At 54.8% G+C, this 13,397-nt stretch carries 10 protein-coding genes; all 10 read right to left on the bottom strand.

The annotated features are described in order from the left end of the window. Positions 1 to 287: 287 nt before the first annotated feature. The 10 genes from J2T14_RS07640 to J2T14_RS07595 all read right to left on the bottom strand — a co-directional run bounded on the left by J2T14_RS07640 (position 288) and on the right by J2T14_RS07595 (position 13,320). Positions 288 to 1,046: a cell division protein FtsQ/DivIB gene (locus tag J2T14_RS07640; protein WP_307469485.1), complete on the bottom strand. Its 759-nt coding sequence runs from the start codon at positions 1,044 to 1,046 to the stop codon at positions 288 to 290. A gap of 275 nt (positions 1,047 to 1,321) precedes the next feature. Then, positions 1,322 to 2,590, bottom strand: a complete 1,269-nt coding sequence (gene murA, locus J2T14_RS07635; protein ID WP_307203801.1) for a UDP-N-acetylglucosamine 1-carboxyvinyltransferase — start codon at positions 2,588 to 2,590, stop codon at positions 1,322 to 1,324. Positions 2,591 to 2,605: 15 nt separating this feature from the next. After that, positions 2,606 to 3,511 (bottom strand): UDP-N-acetylmuramate dehydrogenase, encoded by a 906-nt coding sequence (murB, locus tag J2T14_RS07630; protein WP_307469482.1) that lies wholly within the window; start codon positions 3,509 to 3,511, stop codon positions 2,606 to 2,608. A 136-nt stretch (positions 3,512 to 3,647) separates the two neighbouring features. Next, positions 3,648 to 4,757, bottom strand: a complete 1,110-nt coding sequence (gene murG / locus J2T14_RS07625) for an undecaprenyldiphospho-muramoylpentapeptide beta-N-acetylglucosaminyltransferase (RefSeq protein ID WP_307469479.1) — start codon at positions 4,755 to 4,757, stop codon at positions 3,648 to 3,650. Between the two features lie 8 nt (positions 4,758 to 4,765). Next, positions 4,766 to 5,863: a stage V sporulation protein E gene (gene spoVE, locus J2T14_RS07620; protein ID WP_307203798.1), complete on the bottom strand. Its 1,098-nt coding sequence runs from the start codon at positions 5,861 to 5,863 to the stop codon at positions 4,766 to 4,768. A gap of 46 nt (positions 5,864 to 5,909) precedes the next feature. Continuing rightward, a complete protein-coding gene (gene murD, locus J2T14_RS07615; protein WP_307469476.1) occupies positions 5,910 to 7,352 on the bottom strand; it encodes a UDP-N-acetylmuramoyl-L-alanine--D-glutamate ligase in 1,443 nt (480 codons plus the stop codon). Positions 7,353 to 7,420: 68 nt separating this feature from the next. Beyond that, complete coding sequence (mraY, locus tag J2T14_RS07610) at positions 7,421 to 8,377, bottom strand: phospho-N-acetylmuramoyl-pentapeptide-transferase (RefSeq protein ID WP_307469474.1); 957 nt, start codon at positions 8,375 to 8,377, stop codon at positions 7,421 to 7,423. 4 nt (positions 8,378 to 8,381) lie between these two features. Further along, a complete protein-coding gene (locus tag J2T14_RS07605; protein ID WP_307469470.1) occupies positions 8,382 to 9,797 on the bottom strand; it encodes a UDP-N-acetylmuramoyl-tripeptide--D-alanyl-D-alanine ligase in 1,416 nt (471 codons plus the stop codon). Further along, positions 9,794 to 11,281 carry a UDP-N-acetylmuramoyl-L-alanyl-D-glutamate--2,6-diaminopimelate ligase gene (locus tag J2T14_RS07600; RefSeq protein WP_307469468.1) on the bottom strand — a complete coding sequence of 496 codons (1,488 nt, stop codon included), beginning with the start codon at positions 11,279 to 11,281 and terminating at the stop codon, positions 9,794 to 9,796. Before J2T14_RS07600 ends, J2T14_RS07605 begins: the two co-directional genes overlap by 4 nt. Positions 11,282 to 11,379: 98 nt before the next feature. After that, positions 11,380 to 13,320: a stage V sporulation protein D gene (locus J2T14_RS07595; protein ID WP_307469466.1), complete on the bottom strand. Its 1,941-nt coding sequence runs from the start codon at positions 13,318 to 13,320 to the stop codon at positions 11,380 to 11,382. Positions 13,321 to 13,397: the final 77 nt, after the last annotated feature.

The following is a 13,397-nucleotide window of genomic DNA, read 5'->3' as shown; positions in this document are numbered from 1 at the left end:
TTTTCCCTCTTTTTTCTACAAATTTTTCGGTGTTCTTTTCACTTTCAAGCGAGCCCTGCCCCTTGCAGAGCTCAGGTCATCTCTTGATTACAGTCAGCTACAGCGAGTATAAATGCGATAACTAAAATTCTACCATTCTTTCAAGCTATTGAGTAGTCTATTTTTTCATAGTACGGCATGTTTAAGCGCTTTACAGGGGCCAAGTGAAAGAAAATTAATGCTTGGGGTGTTAAAATGACGATTTCAGCTCGTTCAACCTTCCAATATAAGGGGTAAGAGGCGGGATCCTACTCCGATTCCGCGTCCTTATCTTCTTGTTCCTCCACGTTGAACGGCACGTACGTATCGGCAAGCAGCATCGTGATGCGGCCGGGCTCCTGCGTTTCAATAACGGCGTTCAGCGCTTCGATCTTCTCTGGCAGCACCGATACCGACGTAATGACTTCGAATTTCGTACGCGTATAAATTTTGATTCGGTCCGGATACGCTTTGGAAGGGACTGGAATAATCTCCGATAAATCGGAGAGCTGCTTGACCGGAATTTTGCCAAGCTGCTTCGTCAACGATACTTTCAAAGGGTCCTTCGCCGTCCATCCCGTGAGTACGGGCTTGTCCGCTACGAGCATCGCTTCCGTTTGCGCGGCTATGCTCGTCCCGTTCGACAAGAGAGCCGTTAATTCGCCTTTCGGCGACAATTCGAATGCAACGATCGGATATTCCTGCACTGTAATTTGGACGACTCCGGGAAACACCTTGCTAACCGCCGCGCTTTCAATCTGCGGAAGCTTCTCTACCCTCTTCTCGATCGTGCTAGACGTCGTGCCGAAGAAGGCGTCGCCTGCCGCAATAGCGGCAGCTTGCGCAACTTCGGCCTTCGTTGCGAGCTTCATGCCTACGATTTGTACCTCTGCTATTTTGCTAATGGAAGAATTAAAGAACAATACTGCAAGCAATACGAGGAATAACAAAAAAAGGACAACAAGCAGCTTGCGGCTGCCTTTGCGCTTCTTGGCTGGTTCCTTTAAGACCGGCATTATTTCGCTCATACTTGTCCCCTACTTTCTATACGAAAAACTCCAAACGCAGCCGGTCCGCTTCGGGCGGCCGAGTTCAGAGCTGTAATAATCGCGTTCAAGCGCAAACGGCAAACGCCGATCTCAGAAGGCGTGAGCATTCGTTTCGCGACGAAATATAAGCTTTGTTATAAGCGTATAACTCATAATGACTTATATTTCAAGCGTAAAGGTTGACGCCGGCTTCGGATCAAGTTTGAGCAAGGATGAAGCCGGACGTTTCTAACTGATCAGCTTCCAGCATAGAATTAATTATTCGGCACCGGAGAGTAGCGCGAGATGCGAGCGCCCAGCCTCGTCAACATCGATTCGATCTTGTCGTAGCCGCGGTCAATGTGATGAATCTGTTCGACAACCGTCCGGCCATGAGCCGCCAATCCTGCAATGACAAGCGCAGCGCCTGCACGCAGATCGGTTGCTTCAACAGTTGCCCCATACAGTCGCGGCACGCCGCGGATGAAAGCCGCATTCATATCGACGCGAATATCGGCGCCCATGCGCGATAATTCATCGACATGCTTGAGACGTCCTTCGAAAATCGTTTCCTTCATAATGCTGACGCCGTCCGCCAGCGTTAAAAGCACCATCAGTTGAGACTGCAAATCGGTAGGGAATGCAGGATACGGCGATGTAACGACTCTCTCGACCGCCTTCGGTCTAGTGGCGCTGCCTACTCTAATTATATCACCGTCGACAACGATTTGAACACCTGCGCGACGCAGCACATGGATGAGCGATGACAGATGCGCGGGCTGCGTATTTTGAAGCGTTACCTGGCCGCGCGTCGCGGCTGCCGCAACCATGATCGTACCCGCTACGATACGGTCCGGAATAACCCGATAATGACAGGGATTAAGCGACTGTACCCCTTCTATCGTTATCGTATCCGTTCCGGCCCCCATGATTTTCGCGCCCATAGCGTTGAGAAAACGTTGCAAATCTTGAATCTCCGGCTCGCGCGCCGCATTCGTTAGCGTCGTCCGGCCTTCGGCCGTTACCGCGGCCATCATAATGTTCTCCGTAGCGCCTACGCTCGGAAAGCTCAGATGAATATCCGCCCCGCGCAGCTTCTCCGCACGGCAGACGATCCGGTTGCCAAACTCCTCGATTTCCGCGCCAAGCGCTTGCAAGCCTTGCAAATGAAGGTCTATCTTTCTCTCGCCGATCGCGCAGCCTCCCGGCTGGTACACTTCGGCTTCGCCGAAGCGGGCGAGGAGCGGTCCCATTAGGAAAATAGAAGATCGCATTTGTTTCATTAACGATTCCGGCACATGGGACGTATGAGCGGGCTCTGTATCCAGCACCACCGTATCTCCCGAATGCTCGGCGCGGCATCCCAGTTCGCGCAAAATGTTCAGCATGACGTCGATATCCAGCAATTCAGGCACATGTTCAATCGTAAATGTGCCCTCGGCCAGCAAGCTGGCCGCCAATATCGGCAACGCGGCATTTTTCGCTCCTTGGATAACTATGGTTCCTGAGAGAGGTTTCCCACCTTCAATCACCAATTTGTCCAATGTATCACCTCCGAATTACCGCTCGCCCACCACCAATACTTCCGGCACCAACTGGACGCCGAAGCGTTCCTGAACGGTGCTCTGAATGTAGGACATGAGGGCGAGAACGTCTTCAGCAGTCGCTTGCCCGGCGTTTACAATGAAATTGGCATGAACTTCTGACACTTGAGCGCCTCCGTAGCGATACCCCTTTAAGCCTGCCTCTTGAATGAGCCTTGCTGCAAAATCATTCGGCGGATTGCGGAACACGCTGCCTGCGCAAGCCGACTGAACCGGCTGCGTACGACGGCGTCTATCCATGTAAGCGGTCGTTGCTGCGGAAATTTCCTTGCTGTCACCTTCCGCAAGCTCGAAGGTCGCCTCAACGACAGAACCCTTCAGCTCTTGAAGAATCGAGTGACGATAGGAAAACTTCATGTCGTCTCGATCGAACGTTACCAATTCTCCTGTCTCCAGCACAATCTCAGCTGACTTGAAAATACGTGACACATCGGATGCGTGCGCTCCTGCATTCATGTAGACGGCTCCGCCGACCGTGCCCGGAATTCCTCTTGCGAACTCGAGCCCAGAAAGCCCCTCCTTGCCTGCCACAACGGCCAGCTTGACGAATGAATAGCCAGCTCCCGCAGTGACTAGCGAACCGTCGAAACGCACAAAATCCAACCCTCCGCTCGGCTTGATCACAACACCGCGAATCCCTTTGTCGCTCACGAGCATATTTGAGCCGCGGCCCAAATTCGTCCAGCTTATCCGATGCTTATTCAGCAGCCGGATCGCGGCAATCAATTGCTCTTTGCTCTCCGGAAGAATGAGTACATCGGCAGGGCCGCCGATTTTCCATGTTGTATAGTTCGATAGCGGTACATCGTACAGAACTTCACCGACGCCGGCTTGTTCCAATTCCGCTTTAAATGCTTCCATTGGTAGACCCTCCTAAAAGGTTTAAGCGTAGACTAAACCCGCTGATTCACGATTGTAGTTGCGACATCCGCCGCCTGGGCGATGGTCACGAATATAGAGTATATTATGCCTATGCGTACTTTTGTGTGACAGCAGCCTACTTGCTCGTTTGCAGCCGCTTCAGCTCCGAAGCGATGATAGCTGCCGAATCGGGCATAGCAAAAGACTTCGATGCCTCGGCCATTTGTTTCATCAGCTTATCGTCGTTCAACAGCTTCTGGATGCGCGACAACAGGGATTCCCCTGTCAAATCCTTCTCCAGGATCATCTCTGCCGCTCCCGCGTCAACAAGACTGCGCGCGTTCGCTTCTTGATGGTTATTGGTCACGTTCGGCGACGGGATGAGGATGGACGGCAGCCCGAGCGCCGTCATCTCCGCAAGCGAAGAAGCGCCTGAGCGGCTTACGACAAGCGTCGCATCCACTAGCACCTCGGCCATATTGTTCAGATATGGAATGAGCTTCACATTTTTCATACCGTCCGGACTCACTTGTTCAATGCGACTTGAAGTCGATGCGTAATAACTGTCCCCCGTTACGAAGACAAAGTGAACGTCGGTCGTCTGCCCCATAAGCGGCGCCATCTCGATCACCGCCTCGTTAAGCGCTTTAGCCCCGCGGCTGCCGCCAACGATGAGCACGAAGCGGCTGCGCGGCGGCAGGCCCAGTGACGCACAGCCTTTGCCCGTCGCCGCCCGCAGCACGTTCGTCGCGCACGGGTTGCCCGTATAGAGCGTCTTCTTCGCTTTCGGGAACAGCTTCTCCGATTGCTTGAAGCTGACGCCTATCGTGCTGGCGTAACGCGACAGAAACTGATTCGTTAAGCCCGGAATCGCGTTCTGCTCATGAATGAGCGTCGGTATGCCCAGCTTCGCCGCCGCATACACAACGGGGCCGCACACATAGCCGCCCGTTCCGACTACGACATCTGGCTTGAACTTGCGCAGCAGCGCTTTGGATCGCCTGACCCCCTTGAGAAATCTTAGAACCGTCTTCACGTTGTCGATCGACAGCTTGCGGCGAAAGCCCGTAATCTCTATCGCTTCAAAAGGAATGCCCTGCTCCGGCACGATCCGGCTCTCCATTCCTTTGTTCGTTCCGATATAAAGCAGCTGCGTGTCCGGATTGTCCTGCTGCATTTGCTTGCCGATCGCGACAGCCGGGTAAATATGGCCGCCGGTACCTCCTCCGGTCAATACGATACGCATATGAACCTTCACCTCGAATAACGGGATATATTAAGTAAAATGCCAAGCGCGGTGAGCAGCAGCGTCAACGACGATCCCCCGTAGCTGATAAGCGGGAGCGTAATCCCGGTGACGGGCATCATCCCGATAACGACGCCGATATTAATCAGCACCTGAACGCCTACGATGCCCGTAATGCCGACGGCGAGCAGGCTTCCGAACGTATCCGGAGCCGATATCGCCGCGCGCATGCCGCGCCATATAAGCACAAGGAATAATAAAATTAAAGTGGCGCCTCCGATGAAGCCAAGCTCCTCGGCTACGATGGAAAATATAAAGTCGGTCTGCGGCTCCGGCAAATAGCTGTACTTCTGCCGGCTCATGCCAAGGCCAAGCCCGACCAGGCCGCCCGGCCCGATCGCATAAAGCGATTGAATGATTTGATAGCCGCCGCCAAGCGGATCGGCCCACGGATCCAGAAAGCTCGTAATCCGCTGCAGCCTGTAAGGAGCAGCCAAGATCAGACCGACGAATCCGACCACGCCAAGCATGGCGAGACCGCCAAGATGCGCCATTCGCGCTCCGGCCGTAAAGATAAGAATGATAGACGCACCGAGCATGACCGTGCCGGAGCCCAGATCGGGCTGCAGCATAATAAGCCCGAAAGCAAGGCCGACAAGGCCAAGCGGCGGCAGCAGTCCTTTCGTGAACTGGGTAATCGTCTGCTGCTTCTCCGACAGCCATTTGGCTAGAAACAGGATCATCGCCAACTTCATGAACTCGGATGGCTGAATGCCGAACGAGCTTATGCCGAGCCAGCTTCGCGCACCGCCGCGCACGACGCCTATGCCGGGAATCAGTACGATGACGAGCAGCCCGAAGCAAATAAGAATCGCTGCCGGCGCCCACTTCTTCCAGACGGAATAGTGAGTATTCATAGTAAATAGTAACGCACCTATGCCTAGTCCGGCAAACAATAGCTGACGTTTGACAAAATAAAAACGATCGCCGTACTCGTGAAAAGCAAGCACGGCGCTCGCGCTGTAAACCATAACAAGCCCGATCGCCAGAATAAGCCCAATTGCTGCTAGCAGCCAAATATCCGGGGCAGAACGCGCTTTAACCATAGCGAACACACCTCTTAGCATGGGAAAGTAGGGACATGCCCCCTACTTACAAGGTATGCGCCGATTCTTTAAAAATGCGCCCTCTCTGCTCGTATGAGGCAAACATATCCCAGCTCGCGCAGGCCGGAGACAACAGCACGATGTCGCCCGGCCCCGCGAGAGCCGCCGCCTGCTTAACCGCTTGTCGCAGCGTACGCTCGGCGTCCTCCACAGGTTCGGCGATTTCGACGCTGCCTAAACCTGCCAGCTCGGCGACGCGCGCAAGCTTGCCTCGCGTTTCGCCAAGGGCGACGAGCCCTTTCAGCCGATCGCGGAAGATTGGAAGCAGTTCCATATAGTCGGAACCGCGGTCCAAACCGCCCGCGATCAATACGATCTTGCCCGGCAGCGAGCCGATCGCCATCATCGTCGAAGCAGGATTGGTTGCCTTCGAGTCATTATAGTATTTGACGCCTCCAGCTTCGCGTACGTACTCCAGCCGATGCTCAACCGCTTTAAACTGCCGTAGCGGCTCTACAAGCCGTTCGATCGCGGCGCCTGCCGCAATACTTGCCGCAACGGCCGCGAGCGCGTTAGCGACGTTGTGGCGGCCCGGAATGCCAAGTTCGTCGACGGGAACGACGACCTTAGCCTCCTCGGAAGCCGCCGAGCGATAAACGATTTGTCTCGCAACCGGCTCGCAACCGGCATTCGTACTTCCATCTTCCCTGCTGAACGGAGGCTCAACATATACGCCTGTCTCCAGCCGCTCATATAGCGAGAACGGCAGCAGCTTTGCTTCAAGTCCTTCCGAGATACGACGGCATATAGGATCATCCCAATTAAGAACGGCAATGTCCTCGGCCGTCTGATTGACGAACAGCTTTGCCTTCGATGCGACATAATCGTCCATTCCGCCATGATAATCCAAGTGCGTCTCCGCCAAATTGAGCAGCAGTCCAATGCGCGGCCGGAAAGCGTTCGTGCCTTTGAGCTGGAAGCTGCTAAGCTCCGCCACAAGCCAATCTTCCGGCGTAGCCTCCAGTGCGGCTTCGCAGAGCGGACGCCCAATATTACCGGCGATGATAGGTTTCAAACCTGCTGCTGTCAGCAGCTCGCCAAGCCAGGTCGTCGTCGTCGTCTTGCCGTTGCTGCCAGTGATGCCGATGATCGGTGCAGGCGACAGCCAATAAGCGGCCTCTACCTCCGTAATAATCTCAACGCCATGCTCTATCGCTTGCTGAACCGGCGCTGCCGTGTAAGGAATGCCGGGATTTTTAACTAACAGCGCCGTATCTGCCGTTACGAGATCGCTCGGATGATAGCCGCATAGCACAGAAATGCCCAAAGCAGTCAGTTCATCCGCTTCGGGGCATAATTCGCGTTTTTTCATATCGTTGACGACAACCTCGGCACCGAGGCTATGGAATACTTTCGCGACGCTGACGCCGCTTCTGGCCAAACCGAGCACGATGACGCGTTTATCCCGGTAAGCTGACGGATGATTCATAACAGACAGTCCCTTCTATGGATCATAGCGGCACCCGAGCACGCAGGGCGCCGCTGAATCTTCTATGTTTAGATAACGAACAGCAAGCCGAGTACGGCAAATACGAGTCCGACTAGCCAGAACACCGTAACCACTTTCCACTCCGACCAGCCGATCAGCTCGAAGTGATGATGGATCGGGCTCATCTTGAAGATGCGCTTGCCGCGCAGCTTGAACGATGTCACCTGCAGGATGACGGACAACATCTCGAGAACGAATACGCCGCCGATCACAATGAGAAGCAGCTCCGTTTTCGTCAGAATCGCCACCGCGGCAATACCGCCGCCGATGCCTAGGGAGCCCATATCGCCCATGAACACTTTAGCCGGATGCCTATTGAAGACGAGGAAACCTAGCACCGCGCCGACCATTGCAGCAGAGAATACGGCCGATTCATGCGACGACGTCTGCAAGGCTACGATCGTGAAAGCGCCGAACGCGATTGCGCTTGTCCCTGCAAGCAAACCGTCAAGTCCATCGGTGAAGTTCACCGAATTGCTTCCCGCGAACATCATAATGACGACGAGCGGATAATAGAACCATCCGAGATCGGCGCCCCAGCCCGTACCGGGGATGGACACCTCTGTGCTATGCCCCATGTTGTAGAGCAAGGCGCAGACGATAATCGAGAACAGCAGCTGACCGAGCAGCTTCTGCCTGGCCGTCAGGCCCAGCGAGCGTTTGAATACGATTTTAATATAATCATCAAGGAAACCGACCAGACCGAAACCGAGCGATGCGGTGAGCAGCACCCAAAACTCATTCGTCTTGTCCGAGAACTTAAGGAAAGCGATCATAAGCGCCACCATTATAATGATGCCGCCCATCGTCGGCGTGCCGCTCTTCTTCAGATGGCTTTGCGGGCCGTCCGTCCGAATTTGCTGGCCGAACTTCATACGCCGAAGCACAGGAATGAACAATGGTCCTAGCAGCACGGCTAGCAGAAAGGAAGCGCCTATAGAGAATAAGATGACCATCATATCCATTTCCTCACCTCGTTTCTAAAGCTTGGACAATCTGCTCCATCCGCATGCCGCGCGAGCCTTTGACGAGCACGATGTCTTCCGGCGCAAGTTCGTCCGCAAGCCACTGTGCAAGCTTTTCCTTCTCTTCAAAATGAATGACCGACGCTTCCGCGCCACTCTTCGCGAATTGCGTTCTCGCTCCGGCCGACGTATGCTCCGACAACGGGCCGAACGTCAGCACGGCGTCCGCCTTCTCAGGTGTTATATACGCGCCAAGGTCATAATGGAACCGGTTTTCGTCCGGGCCCAGCTCAAGCATATCGCCAAGCACGACCCATTTTCGGCGGAAGCCGTCAAGCTCCGCGATCAAGTCGATCGCCGCGCGGGCGGCTGTCGGATTCGCATTGTACGCATCGTTGAGCATGATTGCGCCGTTGAACGCTCGTACCGGTTGAATGCGCATGCCGGTCAGCTTCATCGAGCGAAGCCCTTCCGCGATGCTCGCAGCCGGAACGCCGAATAATCGGCCGACCGCTATTGCAGCAAGCGCATTGCTGACATTATGCACGCCCGGAACGGGAATGCGAATGTGCTGCATTTCGCTTGGCTCGCCATTATACATGACCGTGAAAGTCGAAGCTTCCGGCTCCAGCTCGATATCGGCCGCCGACCACTCGTTCCGGCTGCCAAGACCGAACGTCCGGCAGAGCAGCCCTTCGGGGAGAGTCATGTCGTCAAGCTCCGCCTTAAGCAGCGGCTCGTCGCCGTTGAAGAACAAGACGCTCGTATCGCCAAGACCGGCCGTAATCTCCAGCTTCGCCTTGGCAATGCCCTCTCTCGAACCAAGCTGCTGCATATGCGCGTCGCCGACATTCGTAATGATCGCCGCATCGGGCTGCGCGATCTTCGTCAGCAGATCGATTTCGCCAAAGCCGCTCATGCCCATCTCCAGCACCGCAGCCTCGATCTCTTCCTCGAACTCCAGTACGGTCATCGGAAGGCCGATCTCGTTATTCAAGTTGCCTTCCGTCTTATGGACATGATAGGTCGTGCCTAATATAGCAGCGGTCATATCCTTCGTTGTCGTCTTGCCGTTGCTGCCGGTTATGCCTACGACGCGCACGGGCAACTCGCTGCGATAAGCGGCGGCAAGACGCTGAAGCGCGACCAGCGTATCGCCGACAACGAGCAGCGGAATATTCGCCAGCGCCTCCGGCACTTCGTGCCCTTTCTTCCAGAGCGAGGCGACGGCGCCGTTCTCTACCGCTTGTACGGCAAAGTCGTGTCCGTCGAACTTCTCGCCTATAATCGGCACGTACAGCTTGCCAGCCGAAGGAAGGCGCGAGTCCTTCGTCACGCCGTGAATCATCATATCCTTGCTGCTTCCGGCATATCTCGCTCCTGCCATTTGCGCTATCTGTTCAATCGTTCTTCTAATCAATGTAATAATCCCCTTATCGCGTCTCTCGCAACACTGCGATCATCGAATGGATGCTTGACGCCTTCGATCTCTTGATAGTTTTCATGACCTTTCCCCGCAATCAATACTACATCGCCTGGGCTTGCCATTTCAACCGCTTTTTGAATGGCGGCTTTGCGATCGGCGATCAGTTCGTACTTATCCGAGCTAATCTTCGCCTCCTGCAAGCCAACCTCTATATCCTTTAATATCATAAAACGATCCTCCGTGCGAGGATTATCCGACGTCACGAGCACATAATCGGAATATGCCGCCGCTATGGCACCCATAATAGGGCGCTTCTTGCGATCTCTGTCGCCGCCGCAGCCGAATACGCACAGTACGCGCTTCTCCGCAAACTGGCGAATGGCTAGAAGCACATTTTCAAGTCCGTCGGGCGTATGGGCGTAATCGACGATGACGGCGAAGCTTTGGCCCGCATTGACCGACTCGATTCGTCCGGGCACGCCCGGAATCGCTTCAAGGCTAGCTTTAATCCGCGATAGCTCGATGCCTTCGATGAGTGCCGCCGACATAGCGGCAAGCGCGTTGTAGACGTTGAATCGGCCTGCCATCTGCAACGAGATGTCGATCTCGCCTCGGAAAGTCGTTACGTGAAAGGTCGCACCGTTCGCGGTTATACGCACGTTCGACGCGCGCACATCCGCTTCGCGATCGATGCCGTAGGTCACTACCTCGGCCGAAGTCAGCTTTGCAAAAAACGCTGAAGCCTCATCATCGGCATTGAGCACCGCATAGGCGCGCTCCGATTCATCGGCGGCGAATTCATTGCCTAGACGGGAGAAGAACAGCCCTTTGGCTGCAGCATAGCTCTCCATCGTCTGATGGTAATCGAGATGATCCTGCGTTAAATTCGTGAATACCGCCGTTCGAAACCTGCAGCCCTTCACCCTGCCTTGCGCAAGGGCATGCGAGGAAACTTCCAGGGCGCAATAGGCGGTGCCCACCTCTCGCATTTCCGCAAGATAGCGATGAAGTTCTATCGAATGCGGCGTCGTGCCCGATACTTCGAAGGCACTGCCCGCATACCGCCATTCGATCGTACCGATGACACCGGTCGATTGCCGCTGGTCCTGCAATATTTGTTCAATCAAATACGTTGTCGTTGTCTTGCCGTTCGTGCCGGTGACGCCGATTAGCTTCATATCGCGGCTTGGATAGCCGTAATAATGATCGGCAATGACGGCCGCCGCATGCCTGCTGTCCTTCACGATCAGTTGGGGAACGTCGATATCCAGCACTCTCTCCGCTACGATAGCGCAAGCACCGCGCCGTATTGCTTCCGGCGCATGCAGATGTCCGTCCGTCTTGCTCCCGGATAAGCAGATGAACAATTGACCGTTCTCCACCTTGCGCGAATCCGATGCAATGCCCGTTAACACCGTTTCGCCGTCTCCTATAAGCCTTGCGGTAATGAGCAGCTCAGCTAGTTCGATTATACGCATCCGCAAAAGTCTCCTCCCTCGATGTAGCTCGACAGGATTCAATATATGCAGGCGTACGCCTAATCGTTAATTACTCGACAACTATCCGTATAGTATATTCAATGCGTATGGTTTATATCATCCTCGTCGCCCAAATAGATTCGGATCGTCGATCCACGCTCTACTCTCGTACCGGCCGCCGGTGCTTGGCGAATGACCGTTTTGCCCGATCCGGCGGACGTTAGGTTGAAATTCATGTTCATATCCTCGTAAATATCCGACACCGTCTTGCCAACAAGATTCGGCACGGCGACGATAGGCGTCTCTCCGAGCTTATATGTCTTGCCAATCTGCTGCTCTCTGCGAGGGACTTCGAGAATCGTAAGCGCGTCCTCCATCATGTTTCTGACAATGGGTGCCGCCACGATGCCCCCGAACTGAATCCCTTGCGGATTGTCGACCGCGACATAGATCACGATCTGCGGATCGTCCGCCGGCGCGAAGCCGACGAAGGATACGATATGCTCGTTCGGCGAATAACGTCCGTTAATTACTTTCTGCGCCGTCCCCGTCTTGCCGCCGACGCGATAGCCATCGATGAATGCGTTGCGGCCCGTACCTTTGGCTACGACGTTCTCCAGCGCTTCCCTTACCTGTCTCGACGTGTCTTCGGATATGACTTGGCGCACCGGTTCGGGCTCAATGGTCTGGACCGTCTCTCCCGTGCTTGGATTGATCCATGATTTGGCAACATGCGGCTTATATAGCGTCCCGCCGTTAATCGCCGCCGACACGGCCGTAATTTGTTGAATCGGCGTTACGGATACCCCTTGCCCGAATGCCGTCGTCGCAAGCTCGACAGGTCCAACCTGGTTCAGCTTGAAAAGAATGCCGTTCTCCTCGCCGCCGATATCGATGCCCGTCTTCTGGCCGAAGCCGAAGTTGCGGATATACTCGAACAGCTTCTCTTTGCCAAGACGATTGCCTAACGTGACGAAGCCCGGATTGCAGGAGTTCTCGACAACCTCGAGGAATGTCTGGCTGCCATGGCCGCCCTTCTTCCAGCAGCGGAGTCTTGCGCCCCCTACTTCAATCGCGCCCGGGTCGAAGAAACGCTCGGTCGTCAGGTTGACCTTCTTCTCTTCCAGCGCTGCCGCAAGCGTAATAATCTTAAACGTCGATCCCGGCTCATACGTCATCCAGATCGGCAAATTGCGGTTATACACTTCGGCAGAGACTTGCTTGTAGTTAGCCGGCTCATAGGTCGGTCTGCTGGCCATGCCCAGAATTTCTCCATTATTCGGATCCATCGCAATCGCTATGACGCTGTCGGCTTGCAGGCCGGTCATCGCTTGATCGAGCTCCCGCTCCATGACCGCTTGAATCTGTTTATCTATCGTCAACTGCAGCGTCAGCCCGTCCTTGGGCGGAATGTACGTATCCGAGGAATTAGGCATTTGCCGACCGGCCGCATCCGCAAGGAACGATACATTGCCCGCGATACCGCTCAGCTCCTTGTTGAACTTGGACTCGATACCGGTAAGTCCTTGATTGTCGATGCCGGTAAAACCGAGCACATGCGCGGCCAAGCTTCCGAAAGGGTAATACCGTTTATTGTCTTCGGCCACAACGATGCCGGGAATGCTTAGATCGCGTATTTGCTGCGCCTTTTCCAGCGTCATTTTGCGGCCGCCCGGCTTCAAGCTTACGATCATCGTTCCCGGCTTCATTTTGTTATATAACGTTTCTTCGGACATATCCAGAAGAGGCGCAAGAGCCGCGGCGGCCGCTTGCCTGTCCTTAATTTGAGCAGGAATGGCGAAAACGGTCGGCGAGCTTATATTATACGCAAGCTGAACGCCGTTTCGGTCCCATATCTCGCCCCGCTTAGGTGCATAAGGGACATTGCGCCGCCATGAATCTTCCGCTTTGCCGGCTAGCTGCTCGCCCATCCACAGCTGCACATAGCCAAGGCGGACACATAATGCGACGAACATGACCCCGGCGCACAGCAGCACGATAAATAAGCGTCTTCTCACCGTTACATTTGATACCTTCATTACATGTTCCCCCTTAAGCCCAGCTGATTAAAGACGAGCGTACGCTTACGCTCATTCCCAGCCTATTCGGGACAAGG

The organism is Paenibacillus harenae (genome assembly GCF_030812415.1).
GTDB lineage: Bacteria > Bacillota > Bacilli > Paenibacillales > Paenibacillaceae > Pristimantibacillus > Pristimantibacillus harenae_A.
The sequence above is the reverse complement of the archived record's forward strand: the minus strand, read 5'-3'. Positions and strand labels throughout refer to the sequence as shown.